We start from the raw sequence: 22,472 nt of genomic DNA, 5'->3' as shown, positions 1-22,472 counted from the left end.
GGCACGATAGAGATCGGACGGGTGCTACCCATCGTCGGCCTTCGAGGTCGGATGGCTACGGGTGCCCGGCCAGCCGGAGATCACGTGAGGTGACTCGGACGTGAGGAGTACGCGATGAGGGCGACATACGAAGCACCGGCGATCCAGGCCCAGGGCTCGTTCCGAGACTCGACCCGTGCCGGCGTGCTGATCGTCGGTGGTGGTGGCGGCGGCGGTTGGGGCCGTGGCTGGGGCTGGGGCGGCTGGGGCGGCTGGGGCTGGGGCGGCTGGGGCTGGGGCGGCGGCTGGGGCTGGTGAGCCCGGCGCCGTGACCGCACTCTCCCGGGCGTGACCGCACTCTCCCGAGAAGGCGAGTCAGGGGCGTGAGCCCCGAGGCGGGCCCCGTTTCCCCGCGGCCCGCCCACGGTCGTGCAGGTCGGTGATCATCATCCGAGCTGCACGGCCTTTGCCGTCTCTGTTCAGCTGCCGTCTCTGTTCATCGCTGTGTGGCGGCATCTTTCTTCGGCAGCATCTTCTACGCAGGTCAGGGGGGCTCGTGAGGATCGTCTGCGTGGGTGGGGGGCCGGCCGGCCTCTACTTCGCCATCTCCGCCATGCGCCGGGACGCCGGCCACGAGATCACGGTGATCGACCGGGACTCCCCGGCCGCCACGTACGGCTGGGGCGTCGTCTACTGGGACAACCTGCTCGACGTCCTGTTCCGTAACGACGCGGACAGCGCCCGGGAGATCCGGGCCGCGTCCGCGCTCTGGCAGGAGCAGCGGATCAGTCTCGGCCCGGGCCGGGTCGCGCACTTCGCCGGCTACGGGTTCAGCGTGCAGCGGTCGGCCCTGCTGGAGATCCTCACCCGGCGGGCCGTCGAGCTCGGGGTGCACGTCGAACACCGGCGCGAGATCGCGGACCTGACCGACCTGGCCGACCTGGGAGCCCTCGGCGGGGTCGGGACGCCGTCCCGCCCGGACGCAGACCTGGTCGTCGCCGCCGACGGCGCGAACAGCCAGCTGCGCACGATGTTCGACGGCCAGTTCGGCACCCGGACCGACCTCGGCGCGAACCAGTACATCTGGCTGGGGACACCGCGGCGCTTCGACAACTTCACCTTCGCCTTCGAGCGCACTCCGGCGGGCTGGGTGTGGTTCCACGCCTACCCGTCCAGCGCGGACATCAGCACCTGCATCGTCGAATGCGCGCCGGGTACCTGGGAGCGGCTGGGGTTCGCCACCGCGGACGCCGGCGAGGTACGCCGGCGCCTCAGCGAGATCTTCGCCGGCCCGCTCGGCGGACAGGGCCTGATCGACCACCCCGGCCGCCCCGCCCGGTGGCAGCGTTTCGCCCAAATCAGCAACCGCAGCTGGTACGCCGGCAACACGGTGCTGCTCGGCGACGCCGCCCACACCACCCACTTCACCCTCGGCTCCGGCACCGCGCTGGCGATGCTGGACGGAGTCATGCTCGCCCAGATGCTCTACGAGCACGACGACGTCCCCGGGGCGCTCGCCCAGTTCGACCGGGACGGCCACGCCGCCCTCGCTCCGCTGCAGGCCCGCGCGCGGACGAGCATGGCCTGGTTCGAACGGGTCGACGCGCTGCTCGACCGGATGCCGGCGGGCGCGGGCGGCCCCGATCCGGTCGAGTTCGCGTACGCGATGGCGGTCCGCCAGAGCGACCAGCCCCCGTGGCGCTACCAGATCCACCGGGCGATGCAGCTGCCGGTGGTGCGCCGGGCCCAGCGCGCGCTCGACACCGGCCTGCGGTGGTATCTGGCCCGCCGGCGCGGTGAGCCGGTCCTGCCCGCCCGCCCGCTGCCCGCCGACGCGACCCGGCCCGCTGCGCCGGCGGGGTCCGGGAGGCCGGCCGAACCGGTCGAACCGGCCGAACCTGCGGTGTCGCGCGAGCCCGCGGGGCGGCCCGAGCCCGTGGTTCCGGCCGGGCCGCCGGGGGGGACCGGGCCGGGCGCGACCGGCGACGTCAGACGGCAGCCTGCCAGAGCAGGGGGATCCGGCGCCCGCCCTGCGGGCTCGTGAAGCCGACGACCTGGCCTCGGCGGTTGATCGCGTTGGCGTAGCCCGAGGACAGCGGCGCCGGGCCGTCGGGCCGTCGGGCCCGTGGGCCTGCGGGCCTGCGGGCCTCGCCATCGGACCACAGCCTCCGCGAACTCCTGCCAGCCCGAGCTGTCGGGTGAGCGGCCCCGGCCGCCCTGGCATGCTGGATCGACGGGCGCGGGACGGGAGCTGTGGCTGATGGGCGACGGGTCCGGGCCGCGGCCCGGCGTGCGGGTGCTGTTCGTCGACGACGAGCCCCAGCTGCTGCGGGCGATGCGGATCACGCTGCGCGCCCGGGGCTACGAGGTGCGGACGGCGGTCGACGGCGGGCAGGCGCTGTCCGAGGCCGCCGGGCATCCGCCCGATCTCGTGGTGCTGGACCTCGGCCTGCCCGACATGGACGGCATCGACGTCATCCGCGGTCTGCGGGGGTGGACCCGGGTGCCGATCATCGTGCTGTCCGGCCGGACGTCCGGGCCGGAGAAGATCGCCGCTCTGGACGCCGGTGCCGACGACTATGTCACCAAGCCGTTCTCCGTCGAGGAGCTCCTCGCCCGCATGCGCGCGGTGAGCCGGCGGTCCCCGGCGGCCGAGACCGGGCCGGCGGTGGACGTCGGCGGCTACCGCGTCGACTTCGCCGCCCGGTCGGTGACCGCCCGCGGGGACGGCGTGCCGCCGGTGCATCTGACGCCGACCGAATGGCGACTGCTCGACGCACTGGCCCGCGACCCGGGCAAGCTGGTCAGCAGTCGCGCGCTGGTCAGCGAGGTCTGGGGCCCGACCTACCCGGACGACACCTCGTCGCTGCGGCTCTACATCAACCGGCTGCGCCGCAAACTCGAACCGGACCCGACCCGGCCGCGCCACCTGACCACCGAGCCCGGCATGGGCTACCGCTTCCAGCCCTGACCTGCGGCGATCCGCCCGGCGGTTCGCGCCCGCCCGCCCCCCACCCGCCTGTCTCCTACCCGGTCGGGCGCGCATTTCTGACGTCGGTGTCTACTTTCTGGTAGACACGAGAGGCAGAGCAAAGACGGACGCCGCGACGCACGGACAGGGCGACGACACGATGCGCTACATCTTTCATTACCCGGAGACGTCGGGGACCAGCGGCGACTTCCTCGACCCCGGACCGCTCGGGGATGTCGCCCGGGCCGCCGAGAAGGCCGGGTTCGACGCGCTGTCCCTCACCGAGCACCCGGTTCCCGGCGCCCGCTGGCTGGAGAACGGCGGGCACCAGAGCCTCGACCCGTTCGTCGGCCTGGGCTACGTGGCCGCCGTTACCGAGCGGCTGCGGCTGCTCACCCACCTGTCGGTCGCCCCCTACCGCAACCCGTTCCTGCTCGCCAAGGCGGCGGCGACCGTCGACAAGGTCTCCGGCGGCCGGTTCACGCTGGGTATCGGCACGGGCTACCAGAAGTCCGAGTTCTACGCGCTGGGGGTGGACTTCGAGGAGCGCAACGCCCTGTTCGACGAGATCCTCGACGTCCTGCCGCTACACTGGTCCGGCGAGCCGTTCAGCTTCAAGGGCCTGCACTTCGACGCCCGCAACGTGATCGCACAGCCCCGGCCCGTCCAGGACCCGATTCCGATCTGGATCGGCGGCAACTCGAAGCTGAGCCGCCGGCGGGTGGCCGCGCGCGGGCAGGGCTGGATGGCGATGGGCGGCGGCCCGGAGCTGTCGACCACCGCCCGGACGGTCTCGATCGGGTCTCTCGCGGACCTCGGCGGCATGATCCGCGAGATGCGGGACACCGCCGCGGCGAACGGCCGCACCGACCTGATCGACGTGTCCTACTCCTACTCGGGCGTGACCTCCGCCGAGGCCGTCACCACCGACGTGGACCGCCATCGCGAGGCCCTCGCCGAGATCGAGAAGGCCGGTGTGACCTGGACGGTGATCTCGTCCCGCACCCGTTCCGCCGCCGAGACCATCGCCTTCGTCGAGGCCTTCGGCGAGACCTTCCTGACCTGACCTGACCTGACCTGATCTGACCGCGCCGCGCAGGCGCGACCGATGTGCATCTGACATGGAGTGGAGGCGAGGTCCGGCGTGGGCTGGTTCGAGGATCGCGGTGGGTTGGCGGGCACGGTCGCCGTCATCAGTGGCGGAGCGGGCGGGATCGGGGGCGCAGTCACCACGGACCTCGCCGCCAACGGCGTACGGCTCGCGGTCATCGACATCGACGGGCCCGCCGTCGAGGCGCTGCGGGCCACGCTGAAGGAGCAGGGCGCCGACGCGATCGTGCACCACGGCGACGCGCGTGACCCCGAGGAGCTCACGCGGCTGTTCACCGCGGTCGACGAGGCCTGGGGCCGGCTCGACACCCTGGTCAACGTGGTCGGCGGCACCTTCCGGGCGCCGTTCGTCGAGACCCGGCCGAAGGGCTGGGACGCGCTGATCCGGCAGAACCTGACGCACATCCTGCACACCTGCTCGTTGGCCGTGCCGCGGATGCAGGCCGGTGGGCGCGGCGGCAGCATCGTCAACCTGACCACGGTCGAGGCGCACCGTGCCGCGCCCGGCTTCGCCGTCTACGCCGCGGCGAAGGCCGCCGTCGAGCAGTTCGGCCGCACCCTGGCCGTGGAGGTCGCCCCGAGCGGCATCCGGGTCAACAACGTCGCCCCGGACTACACCCCGACCCCGAACATGCAGAAGATGTCCGGGGGCGGCGACAACGCCTACTCGACGCCCGTCGGTGTCCGGGTCGGGATCCCGATGGGCCGGCCCGGCGACGTCACGGACGTGTCCGGCTGCGTGGTCTTCCTCGCCTCCGCACTGTCCGCCTACGTCACCGGGACGACGCTGCACCCCGACGGCGGCACCTATGCGTCGTCCGGCTGGCTGAACTGGCCCAAGGTCGGCTGGTCGAACCACGCCCCGGCGCACGTCCTCGCCGCGGTCGACCCCGCGACCGGCAGGCCGGTGGCTCTCGGCGACGAGTGACGGCACCGGCCGGCAGCCCGGCAGCCGGGCTGCCCGGCTGCCGGGCAGCGCCGGCCGGGCAGTGCCCGCCGGGGGATCAACCCAGGGTGATGGGGAGCTTCTCGTAGCCACGCACGGTGCTGGTGTGCAGCCGCACCGCGCGCTCGTGGTCGACGCCCCACTCGGGGAAGCGGCGCAGGGTCTCCGCCAGGGCGACCCGCGCCTCCAGTCGGGCGAGCGCGGCGCCGAGGCAGAAGTGCACCCCGTGGCCAAGTGAGACATGGCTGTCGAACCGGCGGTGGATGTCGAACCGGTCCGCGTCGGGGTACTTGCGCTCGTCGCGGCCGCCCGAGCCGGTGATCAGCAGGACCCGGGACTTCGCCGGCATCCGGGTGCCGTGCAGCTCCACGTCGGTGGTGAGCGTGCGGCCCTGGACGGGGGAGGGTGCCTCGTAGCGCAGCAGCTCCTCGACCGTGTTGCCGATCAGCGACGGGTCCGCGACGAGCTCGGCCCGCTGGTCGGGATGCTCGGCGAGCACGGAGCAGGCCCAGCCGAGCAGGCGGGCGACCGTCTCGGTGCCGGCGCTGATGAGCAGGTTGGCGAAGTCGGCGGCCTCCTGGTTGGAGAGGCGGCGGACCCCGTTGTCGGTGACGATCTCCGCCTGGACCAGGCTGGTCATCATGTCGTCGCGCGGCTGGGAGCGGCGCAGTTCGAGCTGCTCGGTCAGATAGGCATGCATCTCGATCTGGGCGCCGAACGACACGTCGTTGACCATGCCGGCGCCCTCCTCGATGTGGAAGGTCAGATCGATGAGGCGGCGCATCTCCTCGCGGTCCGCCGGGTCGATGCCGATCAGCTCGGAGATCACCTTGGATGGCAGCTCGGCGGCGAAATCCTGGACGAAGTCGAAACCGTCGCCACCGATCTGCGGGTCGAGCATCTCCGCGCACAGGGCCCGGATGCTGTCCTCGAGGGCGGAGATCCGCCGGGGAGTGAACGCCCGGGAGACGAGGGTCCGCAGCTCGGTGTGCGTCGGCGGGTCGAGGAAGATCATGTGGCCGGTCTGCATCGGCTCCGGAGACATGATCTCAAGAACGGTGCCGTACGCCGAACTATAGGTCTGCGGATCGCGGTGGGCGGCCTCGATGTCGTCGTACCGCGACAACGCGTAGAAATTCAGTTCATCGTTCCGGTAGACCGGCGCTTCGTCGCGCAGCTCGCGCCAGACATCGTAGGGCGCGAGGTGAAGCACTTTGTCGTAGGGATTCCAGGTTAACTCCGTCATGGCGCACACTATGTCAGGGTCAGACGCCGTCGCGCCGGAGCAGCAGGACGCCGGAGGGGGTGCCGCCGCCGGAGGTGACGACCGCGGTCCGGGCGTCGGCCACCTGGCGTTCGCCGGCCTCGTGCCGCAGCTGGGTCACCGCCTCGTAGAAGAAGCCGTAGCCGTGGGTGCGGCCTTCGGACAGCTGGCCACCGTGCGGGTTCAGCGGCAGCTCGCCGTCCAGCGCGATGCGCCGGCCCTTGTCCAGCCAGTCCTGCGCCTCACCGATGCCGCAGAAGCCGAGCCCCTCCAGCCAGGAGATCGCGTTGAAGGTGAAGCCGTCGTAGACCAGGGCCAGGTCGACGTCCGCGGGGCGCAGGTCGGTCCGGGTCCACAGGTGGGCGGCCTGGCCGAGGACCTGCGGTTCGTGGGTGATGATCCCCTGGTCCCAGGAGACCCGCTCCAGGATCTGTGTGCCGACGGCCTCCACCCGGATCGCCGGCTTCGGCAGGTCCCCGGCGACGGAGGCGTCGGAGACGACGACCGCGATCGAGGCGTCACACGGCACGTCGCAGTCGTACAGGCCGAACGGGGTCGTGACCATCCGGGCCGACATGTAGTCGTCGAGGGTGAGCGGGTCGCGGTAGATCGCGTTCGGGTTGAGGGCGGCGCCCGCGCGGCCGTTCAGCGCGATCGCGGCGAGCATCTCCCGGTCGGCGCCGTACCGGTGGAAGTACTGGTTCGCGTTCATCGCGATCCAGTTCGCGGCGGACATCGCTCCGAACGGCGCGCGCCACAGCGAACTGGAGTTGGAGGACCGCCCGCCGGGCGCGCCCAGCCCGAGGGCCCGGTAGGTCGATTCCCACACGGTCCGGAAACACAGCACGTGGCGGCACAGCCCGGAGGCGACCGCCAGCATCGCCGCGATCACCGAACCGCCCGGTCCGGGCAGGTCACCGCCACCGTTCGTCCAGGTGGGGTGCAGCCGCAGGGCCTCCTCGACGGCGGTCACGCCGCCCTCGCTCATCCCCATCGCGGTCGGCCCGGGGTAGGTGGACAGACCGTCGATGTCGTCGAGGGTGAGGCCGGCGTCCGCGACGGCCTTCAGACAGGCGTCGACGGTGAGCTCCAGCGGATCGACCATCAGCCGCCGGCCGATCCGGGACCGGCCGATCCCGGACAGGACCGCGCGGTGCTCGAAGCGGTCGGCACTCAGCGGCGCGCGGGGGGCGGGCAGGTCGGGCTCGCCGACGCGGTCCGTCGGGTCGGTGCCGCCGGTCGGTTCGAACAGGGCGAGCCAGACGTCCTCGTGCTGCTCGAAGCGGACGGCCACCTCCTGCCCGATGTGGACGTCCGTCGGCTCGCAGCCGGTGATGTTCGTGGTCAGCCGGACTCCGGCGTCCTCCGTCAGGGCCACGTTCGCGATCACGTAGGGCGGCTTGAACGCGGGTGACCACTGCTGGGCGTTGATCGTGAACCCGACGACGGTGGCCCGGCCGGAGACCTCGGTGGGCGCGTGCGAGCGGCTGCGGCACCGCGGGCAGATGGGTACGGGGGGGTGCACGAGTTGGCCGCAGTCGTTGCAGCCCTGGACCCGCAGCTTCCCGTCAGCCCCGGACTTCCAGAACCACTCGGTCGCTGGGGTGATCTCGGGAAGTGGGCGCATGCCTGCTCTTCGTCCTCTCGTGTGGTCGGTCCCGCCCGGGTGGCCAGTCCCGCTCGTGTCGATCAGTCCCGCTCGTGTCGATCAGTCCGCCGAGACGGGGAAGGCCCTGGTGGTCGCGTAGACGGCGAGCCGGTCGTCGCCGGCGTCCCGGACCTCGACCCGGCCGAGACCGGATCGTACGGTCGCCGTCGCCACGGCGGGCCCGGTGCGCACCGGGCGCAGGTACCGCAGCGCCAGCAGCGACAGGGAGGTTCCCGGGGTGAGCGAGAGCGCCGCCTCCTCGGCGGCGAGCGCGATCAGCCCGCCGTTGAGGGTCCGCGCGGCGTTCAGCCCGTCGTCGGTCCGCGGCAGCACGGCGACGCCGGGCTCACGGATCTCGCACCGGGCGCGCCGGGCGAAGGGCTCGCGCAGCCGCTGCCGGGGGAGTGAGACGTCCGGCTCCCGGGACATCTCCGGGGTCAGCAGCACGGACGGATCCGGGGCGGCCATGAAGGACGCCACGCCGAGGGCGAGGCTCTCCCCGTCCGCCCCGGTGAAGTCGATCTCGATGACGGCGACCGACCGGCCGTTCTTCACCAGCCGGCCGGTGGCGTCGATCCGCTCGGTCTCCCGCAGCGGACGGTGGACGTGAATGTCGAGGTCGAGCGTGACCGGGACCCGCGGAGCGATGTAACCCATCATCGTGCGTCCCGCGACCACGTCCGCCCAGGTCGCGAGAATGGACGTCCGCACGCTGGACGTGCCGGGCGCGAACATTTCCGGAACGACGGCCGCCGTTCCGTGGAATTCGTCGCCGACCCGCGCGGCCTCGAATCCCAGTTCGAGAATGATATGCCCGTCGCGCCGCAGGCCGTCACTGCTTGTTGTCGTCATCCGTCCCTTTTCCGAGGTCCCTTTCCGGGCCCCCTGGCCGGGTCCCTCGGCCGGGCGTCATGCCAGGCCGAGGAGACCGGCCCGCTGGACTAGCTGCGGCCGGACAGGTAACGGACGATGGGGGTGGCCGCCGGGTAGGTCTCGGTGAGGCCGGAGGAGAAGTAGCCGGAGTCGGTGACGATCGTGATGCCGCTGATCGCCGAGGCGGCGGCGCTGACCAGGAACAGCAGCGGGTAGGCCTGCTCCAGCGAGGTCGCGGCCTCGATGCCGACCTCGGCCCGGTAGTCGGCGCCGAAGCCCAGCCAGGTCTCCTTGTTGTCCTGCGCCAGCGGGGTGTCGGTCGGGCCGGGGCAGATCGCGTTGATGCGGATGCCCTGCTTGAGCAGCGGCAGCGCCTGGGTGGCGACATAGGCGCAGACGGCCTGCTTGCTGTTCATGTAGTCGGCCTTGCCGTTCTCGACGGCCCACTTCGAGGCCTCGTCGAAGTCGGTGATGGCCAGGAACTCCTTGAGCTGCGGGAGGTTGGCCTCCCAGCCGAGACCCGCGGCGGAGGAGATGAAACCGATCGCGGAGCCGCTGGGCAGCTGGCCGGCGGCGAGCAGCCGGTCGATGAGGTAGCGGTGCCCGATGAAGTTGATCTTCTCGATGCCTGGTGTGCCGTCGGCGACACCGGCGGCGGAGATCAGCGCGTGCACGGGCCCGTCGAGCTGCGCGAGCGCGGCGTCGATCGAGGCGGACTCGGCGAGGTTGACGTGGATCGCCTGGACACCGTCGAGCTTGATGTCGGCGTAGTCGAGCACCACTACCTCGGCGCCGGCGCTGACGGCCAGCTCGGCAGCCGCGGCACCCATGCCCGTCGCGCCCCCGACGACCACGACCCGCTTGCCGTCGAAGCGGAAGGCGTCAAACAGCGTCATCTTCTGTCTCCTGATCGTGTCTGGTGTGAGTGCTACGCGACGACGCCACGGATCTTCAGATCCAGGACGGCTTCCTGGTCCAGGCCCAGCTCGGCGAGGATCTCGTCGCCGTGTTCGTTGAACTGCGGCGCGCGGCGCGGCGGTGCCGGCTGCTCGTCGTACTGCACCGGCACGGTGCTGAGCTGGAAGGGGATCCCGTCCGCGGTCGTGCATTCCTGGACATAGCTGTTGGCGATCGACTGCGGGTCCGCCGCGGCCTCCAGGGTGTCCTGGACGACGGTCCACTGGCCGACGAAGGTCGCCAGCCGCTCGCGCCACTCGGCGAGCGGGCGCGCGGCGAAGACCTCGACCAGGATGGCGATCGCCTCCCCGCTGTTGGCCAGCAGCGAGGCGTGGTCGGCGAAGCGTGGGTCGGTGACGAGATCCGGGCGCTCGATCACCTCGCACATCGGCGCCCAGTACTTTCCGGCCTGCAGGCAGGTGAAGGAGAGCCAGCGGCCGTCGGAGGTCAGGTAGTTGCCACTGAGGGGGTTCATCCGCTGCTGGTCCGCCGGCGGGGGCGTCCACGGCACGCCGAGCAGCAGCGACAGCGCCATGGCCTGGCCCATCGACCACACCGCCGAGGAGAGCAGCGAGACATCCACCGTGGTGGCCTCGCCCGTGCGCTCCCGGTGGAACAACGCGCCCATGATGCCACCGGCGATCGTCATCGCGCCGATGGAGTCCCCGAAGCCGGGCCCGGGCGGTACGGGCACGTGGCCGTACTCGGGCCGCATGATCCCGACCGCGACGCCGGAGCGGGCCCAGAACGCCAGCGAGTCGTACGAGCCGCGGTCCGCGTCCGGCCCCCGCTCACCCTGACCGGTGCCGCGCACGTAGATGATCTTCGGGTTGTGGGTGCGGATGTCGTCGACGTCCACGTGCAGCTTGGTGCGCACGCTCGGCAGCTTGTTCGTCAGGAAGACGTCGGACGTCGCGGCGATCCGGTACAGGATGTCGCGCCCCGCCTCGGAGGTGAGGTCGAGGCCGAGGCTGCGCTTGCCCCGGTTGGAGTGCTCGAGCAGGACGTGGACGTCCTTCGGGACGACGGCGATCCCCGAGGAGGCCAGGGCGCGCATGGCGTCACCGCGCTCGACGTGCTCGATCTTGATCACGTCGGCACCGAGGTCGGCCAGGAGGGCCGAGGCGGCGGGGACGAACGTGTGCTCTGCGACCTCGAGAATCCGGACGCCCTGCATGACCGGTGTCATGACCATCCTCCTGCTCGCGCCCGCGGTCGAGGGTTCGGCCGGCCGACGAATATTTAACATTGACGTCGATACCAGGTTCGCAGGGGCCGGTCCAGGTCTGCGGGCCGCGCCCAGCCCGCGGGAGGCTGGGCCATAGCCGCTGATCTGGCGATCTCGAACTGCGGTCACCAGCAGTGCGGGCGGAGGACTCGCCCGCGGTCAGGCCTGGCACGGGTGCGGTCAGGACCGGCTTGTCACACCGTCGTCACGTCTGTGACGACACTCTCACGCCCGCGCCGCGGAGGCCAGGCACCGCTGACGCAGGACGCCGCGGTCAGCGAGGTGCCGCGGTCGACAAGGTGCCGCGGTCAGCGAGGGGCCGCGGTCAGCGAGGTGCCATCCGCAGCGCGCCGTCGAGGCGGATCACCTCGCCGTTGATGTAGCCGTTCTCCAGCAGGTCGGTGGCGAGGCGGCCGAAGTCGGCCGGTGTGCCGAGGCGCTTCGGGTGCGGGACACCGGCGGCCAGTCCGTCGCGGATGTCGTCCCGCAGCCGCCCGAGCATGGGCGTCTCGAAGACACCCGGCGCGATGGTGTTCACCCGGATCGCCCAGCTGGCCAGGTCGCGGGCGGCGACGATGGTCATGCCGCGCACGCCCGCCTTCGCGCTGGCGTAGGCCGTCTGACCGATCTGGCCCTCGAACGCGGCGACCGACGCCGTCAGCACGACCGCGCCGCGGTCGCCGTCGAGGAGCTCGGAGTTGCGCGCCATCCGCGCCGCGGCGAGCCGCACGACGTTGTAGGTGCCGACCAGGTTGATCCGGATGATGTCGGCGTAGCTGTCGATCGCGCCGGGCTGGCCCTCGCGGTCGAGGATGCGCAGCCGGTCACCGCCGCGGCCGGCGCAGTGGACGACCCCGCGCAGCGGGCCGTCGGCCGCGGCCGCGTCGAGCGCCGCCTCGAACTGGTCGGTGTCGGTGATGTCCGCGGCGACGAAGCGCACGCCCAGCTCCGCGGCGACCTCCTTGCCCGGGGAGGAGGGCAGGTCGACGATGGTGACCGACGCGCCGCGCTCCAGCAGGACCCGCGTGGTGCCCAGGCCGAGGCCCGACGCTCCGCCTGTCACCAGTGTCGACTGTCCGTTGAGCTGCACGAATCCTCCAGCGTGATGATGCGCGGGCGGGCGGTCGCGCACCCCGGTGCGCACACGCCGGTGGCCACGGCGACACGGTGGATTGTCTGCTGCGGCCGCCGAGCGCCGAGGCGTTCACGCCGCGCCGGTACCCGCCTGGTCTGACCGGTTCTGGGCCCGCCACAGGGCAGTGGCCGGCCGCTGTCGACAATATTGACGCCCAGGTCAGAACGAGCTTAGGCTGTGGCGCAAAGCACAGGGCGCCGCCCGGCGCGGTGCACCGCGACGCATGGTGCACCGCGACGCACAGGGTGCCGATGCGTGAACGCTGATGCGTGAAGCGCCGATGCACGAGGCGCCCGCGCACGGGGCAGCCGGCCCGCAGCGCACCAGCGCACCAGGACGGCCGCACCGGCGGACGCCGCGCCACCACAGCGACCGCAGGTCCGTGCTGCCCGCCAGCCAGCGCTCGGCCGATCCCGCGCGATGCCCGGATGTTCCGCTGGCGTCGGGCACGGTGCCGTGTCCGACAGATCGACGAGTCGATTGGGGATGGCAGACGTGGGTCAGCTGCGGGTTGTTCAGTGGGCCACCGGCAACATCGGTACCTACGCGTTGCGGGCGGTGATCCAGCACCCAGGTCTCGCGTTAGCCGGTGTGCTGGTGCACGGGGAGGAGAAGGCGGGCCGCGACGCGGGCGACCTGTGCGGGGTCGACGCGACCGGCGTGACAGCCACCCGGGATGTCGAGGAGATCCTCGCGCTCGGTGCCGACTGCGTCCTCTACATGCCCCGGTACTTCGACGCCGACGAGGTGAGCCGGATCCTCGCCTCGGGGGCCAACATCGTCACGACCCGCGGAGAGTTCCACCGACTGGCGAACATCGACCCGGATGTGCGGAAGAAGGTGGAGGCCGCCTGCGAGCAGGGCGGGACGTCCGTGCACAGCACCGGGAGCAGCCCGGGGTTCATCTCCGAGGCGATCCCGCTGGCGCTGTCGTCGATCCAGCGCCGGCTGGACCGGCTCGTCATCCAGGAGTTCGCGGACCTGTCCAAGCGGAACTCGCCCGGGCTGCTGTTCGACGTCATGGGCTTCGGCCAGCCGCCGGCGAGCGTCGACGAGGCCCGGCTGGCCCACGGCGTGATCAGTTTCGGGCCGTCGCTGGAGCTCGTCGCCGAGACGCTGGGAATGCCGCTGGACTCGGTGGAGGGCTCCGGCGAGGTCGGTGTCTCACCACGACCCGTGCACATCGCCGCGGGGACGATCGAGCCGGGTACGGTCGCGGCCCAGCGGCTCACGGTCTCCGGTATGCGGGGCGGCCGCGAGGTCATGAGCTTCCGGGCCAACTGGTACTGCACCACCGACCTGGAACCGGCGTGGGACCTGCGTGACACCGGGTGGCACATCTCCGTCGAGGGCGACGCGCCGCTCGACATCGACCTGCGGTTCCCGACCCCGCTGGAACGGATGGCGGAGGTCTCCCCGGCGTACACCGCCAACCGGGCGGTCAACGCGGTGCCGGTCGTCGTGGCCGCCGCGCCGGGCATCCGTACCTCGATCGAGCTGCCGCAGATCTTCGCGACCGGGCTGGGCTGAGACGCCCGCGGCGCGGCCGACCGGCGGACCCGGGTGCGGGCGCCCAGGACGGCGCCCCGCACGGCGCCGGCACCCGGGCTGAGCCGGTGGTTCTCGTAGTGCTGTTGGTTGATTCCCGTGTTCTGAGAATGTAACTTTCGGGCATCCTTTCCGGGTGCCGCCAGAGCCCCGTCCCACGGGGTCGACCACCGCTGATCAGTGGTGGTCGGGGCCGGCACCGTGGCGCGCCGGTCGGCGGGTGCCCGGGAGTCGCAGTGGTGGTCTGGAGGAGTTCGTGCTGAGCATGGCGATCGGGGAGGATGGCACATGAAGCCACTTGAGGGGATCCGCGTTCTCGAGGTCGCGATGTACGGGTTCGTGCCCTCGGCGGGCGGGGTCCTCGCCGACTGGGGCGCCGAGGTCATCAAGGTCGAGCACGCCGTGACCGGTGACCCGCAGCGCGGCCTCAAGCAGACCGGCAACCTCAAGGTCGGCGACGGCCCGAACCCGAACATCTGGCACGCCAACCGCGGCAAGCGCAGCCTGGGCCTCGACATGGCCAGCGTGGAGGGCAAGGAGGTCCTCGACGAGCTGGTCCGGCGCGCCGACGTCTTCCTCACCAGCTTCCTGCCGCGTTCGCGCCAGAAGCTCGGCATCGACGTCGAGGACATCCGCGCCCTCAACCCGAAGATCATCTACGCTCGGGGCAGCGCGCTCGGCCCGCGCGGGCCGGAGTCCGACAAGGGCGGCTTCGACATGACGGCGTTCTGGGCGCGGGCGTCGTCCGCGGCCAGCATCACGCCGCGCAGCCACAAGGGCATGACGCCACCGCCCGGCCCGGCCTACGGCGACACGATCTCCGGCACGAACCTCGCCGGCGGCATCGCGGCGGCCCTGTTCAGGCGCGAGCGCACCGGCGAGCCGTCGGTCGTCGACGTCTCCCTGCTGGGCAGCGGTCTGTGGGCCATGGGCCAGACGATCGCGCTGTCGCTGCTGCTGGACGAGGCACTGCAGGCACCGGAGCCGGGCGGGCACGGGTCGCCGAGCAACCCGCTGTCCGGCCTCTACCGCACCTCGGACGACCGCTTCCTGTCACTGGTGATGCTGCAGCCGGGGCGGTACTGGGCGGACGTCTGCCGGCACATCGACCGGCCGGAGCTGATCGACGACCCGCGTTTCTCCTCGGCCGAGGAGATCGCGAAGCACACCGCGGAGGCCGTCGAGATCCTCCGCGAGGTGTTCGCGACCCGCACGCTGGCGGAGTGGACCGAGCGCCTCGGCACGCTGTCCGGCCCGTGGGCGCCGGTGCAGGACTCGTTGCAGGTCGGCAGCGACCCGCAGATCCGGGCGAACGAGTACCTGCTGTCCGCCGCCGGTGAGATGGAGGTGGTCTCCAGCCCGGTGCAGTTCGACGTCGGCGCGCCCCAGCTCGGCCCGGCGCCGGAGTTCGCGGCGCAGACCGAGGAGATCCTCATGGAGCTCGGTCTCGACTGGGAGCGGATCATCGAGCTGAAGACCGCCGGCGCGGTCACCTGATCGGCACGCGGCCGTGGGGGGACGGGCCCCGTCCCCCCACGGCCGCGAGGCTGTTCGACGGTGTCAGCGGGAGCGTTTGGCGGTCGCACGCTCGACGGCGGCCCAGTGCGCGTCGTCCACCCACAGCCGCGCGAACGTCCGGGCCGCCTCCTCGGCGGACACCGGGGCACCGGGACGCCCGATGACATGCTTGATCGCTCGGGCGGGGGCAGCGGTGAGGGAGTGGGCGAGAGCCCGCCAGCCGGCGTCGAAGTCGGCGCGGGGCAGGACCTGGTCGAGCAGGCCGAGGCGCTCCGCCTCGGGCGCGGTCAGGGTCTGGCCGGTGCCGGCGAGGAGCAGGGCCCGGCCCGGGCCGACCAGTGCGGCGAGCCGTTCGGCGCCACCCCACGCGGGCATGATCGCCAGAGTTGACTGGGTGAAACCGATCCTGATGTCGTCGGCGGCGACGCGGATGTCCGCCGCCACCGCGACCTCGGCTCCGCCGCCCAGGGCATGCCCGTTGACGGCGGCGATCACGGGAGCGGGGAAGTCGGCGAGCCGGTCGCAGATGGCACGCATCCGCAGCGCCATCGCGGCCGCCTCGTCCTCGGTCCGCAGGGCCGCGAGCTCCTTGAGGTCACCGCCGGAGACGAACGCCCGGTCGCCGGAGCCTCGGATGACCAGCGCGCCGGCGCCCTCGGCGGCGTCGAGAGCCTTCTCCAGCTCGCCCATGGTGGCCAGCGAGATGGCGTTGCGGGCCTCGGGTCGGTCGATCGTGATGACGGCGAGCCCGTCCTCGAGCTCAAGATCAATCATGGACCCCGCTCCACCTTGAGAATATAGTTATCTGAGAATAGAATTCTTTACAATTGAGAGTACCATTATCGCCCTGCGTGCACAGGTGATCGCGGCAGAGATCGGAGCTCGTGGCATGCGCACGGTCCCCCCCGACCTGGTCAAACGGTACGAGTCCGAAGGCTGGTGGACACAGGAGACGCTGGGCGACATTCTCGCCGCGGGCCTGGCGGCGGCGCCGGACGCGCAGTTCCGCGTGCACTCGGCGGTCCGGCCGTGGAGCGGCACCTTCGCCGACGTCGAGCGGGTCGCCCGCCGGCTCGCGGCCGGGCTGCGCGCGCGGGGCGTCGGCCCCGGCGACGTCGTGGTGTTCCAGCTGCCGAACTGGATGGAGGCGGCCGCGACCTTCTGGGCCTCGGCGCTGCTCGGGGCGGTTGTGGTCCCCGTCGTGCACTTCTACGGCCGCAAAGAGCTCGGCTACATCCTGGAGCGCACCGCGCCGAAGGTCTTCGTCACGGCGGAGGGCTTCGGGCGGATGGAGTTCCAGCCCGACCTGTGCGCCGGCGTCCCCGTGGTCGGCGTGGTCGGCCGCGACTTCGACGACCTGCTCGCCGACGAGCCGCTGGCCGGTGTCGTCGCGACGGACCCGGCGTCGCCCGCGGTGATCGCGTTCACCTCCGGGACGACCCGCGACCCCAAGGGCGTCATCCACAGCCACCAGACCCTGGGCTTCGAGACCCGCCAGCTCGCCGGGCTCTACCCGCCCGACCGCGGCCGTCAGCTCACCGCCGCTCCGGTCGGGCACTTCATCGGCATGCTCAACGCGTTCCTGATCCCGGTGCTGGACGGCCGCCCGATCAACCTGGCGGACGTCTGGGACCCGGGGAAGGCGCTGGAGCTGATGCGCACCGACGGCCTCACCGTCGGCGGCGGCGCCACCTACTTCGTCACGAGTCTGCTCGACCATCCCGACTTCACCCCGGAGTACCTGGCCGGGATGAGGTACGCGGGCCTCGGCGGCTCCTCGGTTCCGGCCGCGGTCACCACCCGGCTGGCCGGGCTGGGGATGACGGTGTTCCGCTCCTACGGCAGCACCGAGCATCCCTCGATCACCGGGTCGCGTTACACCGCCCCGGAGGCCAAGCGCCTGTTCACCGACGGCGACCCGCTGCCGGGGGTGGAGATCCGCCTCGAGCCGGACGGCGAGATCCTCAGCCGCGGGCCCGACCTGTGCCTGGGGTATCTCGACGAGGAGCTGACGGCGCAGGTCTTCGACGCCGAGGGCTGGTACCGCACGGGTGACGTCGGCGTGCTCGACGAGGACGGCTACCTCACCATTGTCGACCGCAAGGCGGATTTCATCATCCGCGGCGGGGAGAACATCAGCGCGCTGGAGGTCGAGGAGGTGCTGCTGACCATGCCCGGTGTCGCGGAGGCCGCCGTGGTCGCCGCACCCGACGCCCGGCTCGGGGAACACGCGGCGGCGGTGCTGCGGCTGCAGGCCGGCGCCGTCCTGCCCACGCTGGAGGAGGTGCGTGCCCACTTCGAGCGGGCCGGCCTGGCCCGGCAGAAGTGGCCGGAGGAGGTTCTCGGGACGGCGGACTTCCCACGCACCCCCAGCGGTAAGATCCAGAAGGCCGTCCTGCGCCGCGGCCTCGCCCGGCGATAGGCCCGGTGGCGCCCAGTGACAGGCCCGGTGGCCGTGGAGGACCCTGGCACCGGCGGTAGACATTGCGGCGGGGCAGGGAAGAGAATAGGGTTCTCCTTATCAGTAAGGGAGGATCTCATGCCTACGCGCGTGCCGCCGTACCCCATCTTTGACGCGGACAACCACCTGTACGAGACCGAGGAGGCGTTCACCAAGCACCTCCCGGAGGAGTTCAAGGGTGCGATCCGGTACGTCCAGATCGACGGGCGTACGAAGATCGCGATCCGGGGTCAGATCAGCGAGTACATCCCCAACCCGACCTTCGAGGTCGTCGCCCGCCCGGGTGCGCAGGAGGACTTCTTCCGCCTCGGCAACCCCGAGGGCAAGTCCTACCGTGAGATCATCGGCAAGCCGATGCGCTCCATTCCGGCGTTCCGCGAGCCGAAGTCCCGTCTCGAGCTGATGAACGAGCAGGGCATCGAGCGGACGCTGATGTTCCCGACGCTGGCGAGCCTCATCGAGGAGCGCATGCGGGACGACCCGGAGCTGACGCACGTCGTCATCCACGCGCTCAACGAGTGGCTGTACGAGACGTGGAAGTTCAACTACGAGGACCGCATCTTCACCACCCCGGTCATCACGCTGCCGATCGTCGAGAAGGCGATCGAGGAGCTGGAGTGGGTCGTCGAGCGCGGCGCCCGCGCCATCCTGATCCGCCCGGCGCCGGTGCCCGGCTACGGCGGCTCGCGGTCGTTCGGCCTGCCCGAGTTCGACCCGTTCTGGGAGCGGGTGGTGCACCACAAGATCCTGGTCGGCCTGCACTCGTCCGACAGCGGCTACAACCGCTACACCCAGGACTGGGAAGGCCAGACCCGCGAGTACCTGCCGTTCCAGCCGGACGCGTTCCGGATGATCGGCCAGTGGCGCCCGATCCAGGACACGGTGGCGGCGCTGGTCTGCCACGGCGCGCTGTCCCGGTTCCCGGACCTGAAGATCGCCGTCGTCGAGAACGGCGCCTCCTGGGTCGCCCCGCTGCTCGGCGAGCTCAAGGACGTCTACAAGAAGTACCCGCAGCAGTTCCTCGAGAACCCGGTCGAGGTCGTCCGCCGCAACATCCATGTCAGCCCCTTCTGGGAGGAGGACATGGCCAAGCTCGGCGAGCTGCTCGGCATCGAGCGGGTGCTCTTCGGCTCCGACTTCCCGCACCCCGAGGGCCTGGGTGACCCGGTGAGCTACGTCGACGTGCTGGCGAACCTCAGCGACGAGGACAAGGCGAAGATCATGGGCGGCAACCTCGCCAGGCTGATCGACGCATGACCTGGTCGACCATCCCGGAGATGGTGCTGAGCGCCGCCGACCGCTTCGGTGCTGCCGAGGCGGTCGTCGACGGTGAGCTGCGCCTCACCTTCACCGAGCTGGTCGGCCGTGTCCGCACGGCCGCGGGCGCGTTCGCGCAGGCGGGCGTCGGCAAGGGTGACCGGGTCGCGATCTGGGCGCCGAACTCCGCCGAGTGGATCATCGCGGCCTTCGGGCTGCTGACCGCCGGCGGCGTCCTCGTCCCGGTGAACACCCGCTACAAGGCCGAGGAGGCCAACGACATCCTCACCCGCAGCGGGGCGAAGATGGTCCTGGTGCAGGAGGGCTTCCTCGGCCAGTCCTACGAGGGCGTCACCGCCGTTCCCGCGGTCGACATCAGGTCGGGTTTCCTCGACCGGGGCACGCCGCTGGAGAAGCCGGTGGTGGTGGACGGCGAGGAGATCGCCGACATCCTGTTCACCTCGGGGACGACCGGGCGGCCCAAGGGCGTCATGATGAACCACGCGCAGACGCTGCGGCTGTACGAGGAGTGGTGCAACCAGGCGGATCTGCGGGAGGGCGATCGCTACCTGATCGTCAACCCGTTCTTCCACAACTTCGGGTACAAGGCGGGGATCGTCGCCGCCCTGATCCGGGGCGCGACGATCGTGCCGATGGCGGTCCTGGAGATGGACCGGCTGCTGGCGCTGATCGAGCGGGAGCGGATCACCATGCTCCCGGGGCCGCCGACGCTCTACCACTCGCTGCTCGCGGCCCAGGGTGACGCGGACCTGTCCTCGCTGCGGTGCGCCGTCACCGGGTCGGCCGACATCCCGGTCGAGCTGATCCGGCGGATGAAGGAGGAGCTGCCGTTCCGGTCGATCATGACCGGCTACGGGCTCACCGAGGCGGGCACCGCCACGGCCTCGCGGCCCGGTGACTCCTTCGAGGACATCGCGACCACGGTCGGGAAGGCCTGCGACGGCGTCGAGGTCTCGATCGCGGCCGACGGCGAGGTGCTGATCCGCGGCTACACGGTGATGCAGGGCTATCTCGACGACCCGGCCGCCACCGCGGAGACGATCGACGCCGACGGCTGGCTGCACACCGGTGACCTCGGCACCCTCGACGAGCGGGGCTACCTGCGGATCGTCGGCCGCAAGAAGGACATGTTCATCGTCGGCGGTTTCAACGCCTACCCGGCGGAGATCGAGGGCTTCCTGCTGGAGCACCCCGCGGTCGCGCAGGCGGCTGTGATCGGCGTGCCCGACGAGCGCCTCGGCGAGGTCGGCAGGGCCTTCGTGGTCCGGCGCGGGCCGGTCACCCAGGAGGAGCTGATCACCTGGAGTCGGGGGAAGATGGCCGGTTTCAAGGTGCCCAGGTCCGTCGAGTTCCTGGAGAGCCTGCCGCTGAACGCGTCAGGGAAAGTTATGAAGGACCAGCTGCGATAGCACCAGCTGCCCGAGGTCCAGGCGCGGGCCCGGGGGGAGCGGCGCAAGCCGCCCGCCGGGCCCGGGGTCGGTGTTGACGTTCCGTCTCCAGAAGGTAACGACACGACGATGAGCGATTCTTTCCAGACCAACTCCGGCCTGCCGGTCAGCGCGCTGTACGGGCCCGCCGACCGCGGGGCCGAACCACCGGAGCCAGGCAGGTTCCCGTTCACCCGCGGCAACTACGCGTCCGGGTACCGGGGGCGCACCTGGACCTTCCGCCAGTACTCCGGCTTCGGCACCGCCGAGGAGTCCAACAGCCGCTACCGCTACCTGCTCGACCAGGGCGGCACCGGTCTGTCCGTCGCACTCGACCTGCCGACCCAGTGCGGGTACGACTCCGACGACCCGGAGGTCACCGAGGAGGTCGGCCGGGTCGGCGTCGCCGTCGACACCCTCGCCGACGCCGAGGTGCTCTTCGACGGCATCCCGCTGGACAGGATCAGCACCAGCTTCACCATCAACGGCACCGCCGCGATCCTGCTGGCGTTCTACGTGGCCGCCGCGGAGAAGGCGGGGGTGCCCCGCGCGAAGCTGACCGGCACGATCCAGAACGACATCCTCAAGGAGTACGCCTCCCGCGGGACGTGGATCTGGCCGCCGGAGCCGTCGCTGCGCCTGATCGCCGACACGATCGAGTTCTGCGCCGCCGAGGTGCCGCGCTTCAACGCCATCTCCGTCGCCGGCGCGCACTTCCGCGACGCGGGCGCCAACGCGGTGCAGGAGATGGCGTTCACCCTCGCCGACGGCGTGACCTACTGCGACACCGTGATCGAGCGGGGCCGGCTCACGATCGAGCAGTTCGCCCCGCAGGTCTCCTTCTTCTTCTACACCCACGGCGACTTCTTCGAGGAGATCGCCAAGTACCGGGCCGGCCGGCGGCGCTGGGCGACGATCGTCCGCGAGCGTTACGGCGCGACCGCCGACAAGGCATCGATGTTCCGCTTCGGCTGTGTGGCCGGCGGGGCGTCGCTGTACGCGCCGCAGGCGCAGAACAACATCGTGCGGGTCGCCTACGAGGCGATGGCCTCGGTGCTCGGCGGCGTCCAGTCGATGTTCACCGCCGCCTGGGACGAGCCGTTCGCGCTGCCCAGCGAGGAGTCGGCGACGCTGGCGCTGCGCACCCAGCAGATCCTGGCGCTGGAGACCGGCGTGACCCGCACCGTCGACCCGCTCGGCGGCTCGTACTTCGTCGAGGCGCTCACCGACGCCACCGAGGCCCGCATCATCGAGATCATGGACGATCTCGAGCAGCACGGCGGCATGGTCCGCGCCATCGAGGACGGCTACCTGCAGGGCCTCATCGCCGACGAGGCCTACCAGCTACACAAGGACATCGAGAGCGGAACGGTGCCGGTCGTCGGCGTGAACCGGTTCGTCGCCGACGAGCCGGCGCCCGACCTGGCCACCTACGAGCTCGACGCGGAAGGCCGCGAGCGGCAGCTCAAGCGGCTGGCCAAGGTGAAGGACGAACGCGACGGCGCGGCCGTGCAGGCCAGCCTCGACGCGCTGGCCCGCGCCGCGGAGGGGACCGGGAACCTGATGCACAACCTGATCGACTGCGCCAACGCCTACTGCACGGTCGGCGAGATGGTCGCCACCCTCAAGGCGGTCTGGGGCGAGTTCCAGCAGCCGGTGGTGTTCTGATGCCGGCCCGGGTACTGGTCGCCAAGCCCGGCCTGGACGGGCACGACCGCGGCGCGAAGATCATCGCGCGGACGCTGCGGGACGCCGGCTTCGAGGTCGTCTTCACCGGCATCCGCCAGCGGATCGAGGACATCGTCACGATCGCGCTGCAGGAGGACGTCGCGCTGGTCGGCCTGAGCATCCTCTCCGGAGCGCACATCGCGCTGACGACCCGCACCGTCGAGGCGCTGCGGGCCGCCGACGCCGGCGACATCGCCGTCGTGGTCGGCGGGACCATCCCGCCGGCGGACGTCCCGCGCCTGCTCGAGGCCGGCGCCGCCGCCGTCTTCCCCACCGGCACCCCGCTGGACGAGGTCGTCAGCCGGGTCCGGGAACTCACCGCGGCGTCCACGTCGCCCTGACGCACCCCGTGCCGCCGGACGGGCGTGCGGGTGGGCGTGACATCGAAGTAATGACATCGG

General features: G+C 71.4%; 19 protein-coding genes. 12 read left to right on the top strand and 7 right to left on the bottom strand.

The window, feature by feature from the left end; genetic code table 11:
* Positions 1-114: 114 nt before the first annotated feature.
* The 5 genes from B207_RS0115610 to B207_RS0115590 all read left to right on the top strand — a co-directional run bounded on the left by B207_RS0115610 (position 115) and on the right by B207_RS0115590 (position 4,988).
* Complete coding sequence (locus B207_RS0115610) at positions 115-297, top strand: lasso RiPP family leader peptide-containing protein (RefSeq protein WP_018637484.1); 183 nt, start codon at positions 115-117, stop codon at positions 295-297.
* Positions 298-550: 253 nt separating this feature from the next.
* Complete coding sequence (locus B207_RS34050) at positions 551-2,023, top strand: FAD-dependent monooxygenase (RefSeq protein WP_018637483.1); 1,473 nt, start codon at positions 551-553, stop codon at positions 2,021-2,023.
* Positions 2,024-2,239: 216 nt separating this feature from the next.
* On the top strand, positions 2,240-2,950 hold the full coding sequence (locus B207_RS0115600; RefSeq protein WP_018637482.1) for a response regulator: 711 nt from the start codon (positions 2,240-2,242) through the stop codon (positions 2,948-2,950).
* A 160-nt stretch (positions 2,951-3,110) separates the two neighbouring features.
* Positions 3,111-4,016: an LLM class F420-dependent oxidoreductase gene (locus tag B207_RS0115595; RefSeq protein ID WP_018637481.1), complete on the top strand. Its 906-nt coding sequence runs from the start codon at positions 3,111-3,113 to the stop codon at positions 4,014-4,016.
* A gap of 78 nt (positions 4,017-4,094) precedes the next feature.
* A complete protein-coding gene (locus B207_RS0115590; protein ID WP_018637480.1) occupies positions 4,095-4,988 on the top strand; it encodes an SDR family NAD(P)-dependent oxidoreductase in 894 nt (297 codons plus the stop codon).
* 76 nt (positions 4,989-5,064) lie between these two features.
* On the opposite strand, the gene B207_RS0115585 is transcribed toward B207_RS0115590, so the two are convergent.
* From B207_RS0115585 to B207_RS0115560, 6 genes are all read right to left on the bottom strand, one after another.
* The gene (locus tag B207_RS0115585) at positions 5,065-6,252 is read right to left on the bottom strand and encodes a cytochrome P450 (protein ID WP_026311089.1); all 1,188 of its coding nucleotides are present in this window, start codon (positions 6,250-6,252) and stop codon (positions 5,065-5,067) included.
* A gap of 19 nt (positions 6,253-6,271) precedes the next feature.
* Positions 6,272-7,897 carry a thiolase C-terminal domain-containing protein gene (locus B207_RS0115580; RefSeq protein ID WP_018637478.1) on the bottom strand — a complete coding sequence of 542 codons (1,626 nt, stop codon included), beginning with the start codon at positions 7,895-7,897 and terminating at the stop codon, positions 6,272-6,274.
* Positions 7,898-7,978: 81 nt separating this feature from the next.
* Entirely contained in the window at positions 7,979-8,770 is a 792-nt protein-coding gene (locus tag B207_RS0115575; protein WP_018637477.1) for a PaaI family thioesterase, read from the bottom strand.
* 89 nt (positions 8,771-8,859) lie between these two features.
* Entirely contained in the window at positions 8,860-9,687 is an 828-nt protein-coding gene (locus B207_RS0115570) for an SDR family oxidoreductase (protein WP_018637476.1), read from the bottom strand.
* 32 nt (positions 9,688-9,719) lie between these two features.
* Positions 9,720-10,937, bottom strand: a complete 1,218-nt coding sequence (locus B207_RS0115565) for a CaiB/BaiF CoA transferase family protein (RefSeq protein ID WP_018637475.1) — start codon at positions 10,935-10,937, stop codon at positions 9,720-9,722.
* Positions 10,938-11,301: 364 nt separating this feature from the next.
* A complete protein-coding gene (locus tag B207_RS0115560; protein ID WP_018637474.1) occupies positions 11,302-12,066 on the bottom strand; it encodes an SDR family NAD(P)-dependent oxidoreductase in 765 nt (254 codons plus the stop codon).
* A 531-nt stretch (positions 12,067-12,597) separates the two neighbouring features.
* Between B207_RS0115560 and B207_RS0115555 the strand changes: the two genes are divergently transcribed.
* On the top strand, positions 12,598-13,641 hold the full coding sequence (locus B207_RS0115555) for an NAD(P)H-dependent amine dehydrogenase family protein (protein ID WP_018637473.1): 1,044 nt from the start codon (positions 12,598-12,600) through the stop codon (positions 13,639-13,641).
* 306 nt (positions 13,642-13,947) lie between these two features.
* The gene (locus B207_RS0115550; protein ID WP_018637472.1) at positions 13,948-15,156 is read left to right on the top strand and encodes a CaiB/BaiF CoA transferase family protein; all 1,209 of its coding nucleotides are present in this window, start codon (positions 13,948-13,950) and stop codon (positions 15,154-15,156) included.
* Positions 15,157-15,219: 63 nt separating this feature from the next.
* Here the strand turns inward: B207_RS0115550 and B207_RS0115545 are convergent, their stop codons facing one another.
* Positions 15,220-15,951, bottom strand: coding sequence for an enoyl-CoA hydratase/isomerase family protein (locus B207_RS0115545; RefSeq protein ID WP_018637471.1), 732 nt, complete (start codon positions 15,949-15,951; stop codon positions 15,220-15,222).
* Between the two features lie 115 nt (positions 15,952-16,066).
* Here B207_RS0115545 and B207_RS0115540 point away from each other — a divergent pair, with 115 nt between their 5' ends.
* The 5 genes from B207_RS0115540 to B207_RS0115520 all read left to right on the top strand — a co-directional run bounded on the left by B207_RS0115540 (position 16,067) and on the right by B207_RS0115520 (position 22,412).
* Positions 16,067-17,599, top strand: coding sequence for an AMP-binding protein (locus B207_RS0115540; RefSeq protein ID WP_018637470.1), 1,533 nt, complete (start codon positions 16,067-16,069; stop codon positions 17,597-17,599).
* 117 nt (positions 17,600-17,716) lie between these two features.
* Positions 17,717-18,895 carry an amidohydrolase family protein gene (locus B207_RS0115535; protein ID WP_026311088.1) on the top strand — a complete coding sequence of 393 codons (1,179 nt, stop codon included), beginning with the start codon at positions 17,717-17,719 and terminating at the stop codon, positions 18,893-18,895.
* On the top strand, positions 18,892-20,325 hold the full coding sequence (locus B207_RS0115530) for a FadD3 family acyl-CoA ligase (RefSeq protein WP_018637468.1): 1,434 nt from the start codon (positions 18,892-18,894) through the stop codon (positions 20,323-20,325). Before B207_RS0115535 ends, B207_RS0115530 begins: the two co-directional genes overlap by 4 nt.
* Before the next feature lie 108 nt (positions 20,326-20,433).
* A complete protein-coding gene (locus B207_RS0115525; RefSeq protein WP_018637467.1) occupies positions 20,434-22,011 on the top strand; it encodes a methylmalonyl-CoA mutase family protein in 1,578 nt (525 codons plus the stop codon).
* Positions 22,011-22,412 carry a cobalamin B12-binding domain-containing protein gene (locus tag B207_RS0115520; protein WP_018637466.1) on the top strand — a complete coding sequence of 134 codons (402 nt, stop codon included), beginning with the start codon at positions 22,011-22,013 and terminating at the stop codon, positions 22,410-22,412. Before B207_RS0115525 ends, B207_RS0115520 begins: the two co-directional genes overlap by 1 nt.
* Positions 22,413-22,472: the final 60 nt, after the last annotated feature.

The sequence above is a fragment of the Parafrankia elaeagni genome, from assembly GCF_000374165.1.
Taxonomy (GTDB): Bacteria; Actinomycetota; Actinomycetes; order Frankiales; family Frankiaceae; genus Parafrankia; species Parafrankia elaeagni.
The sequence above is the reverse complement of the archived record's forward strand: the minus strand, read 5'-3'. Positions and strand labels throughout refer to the sequence as shown.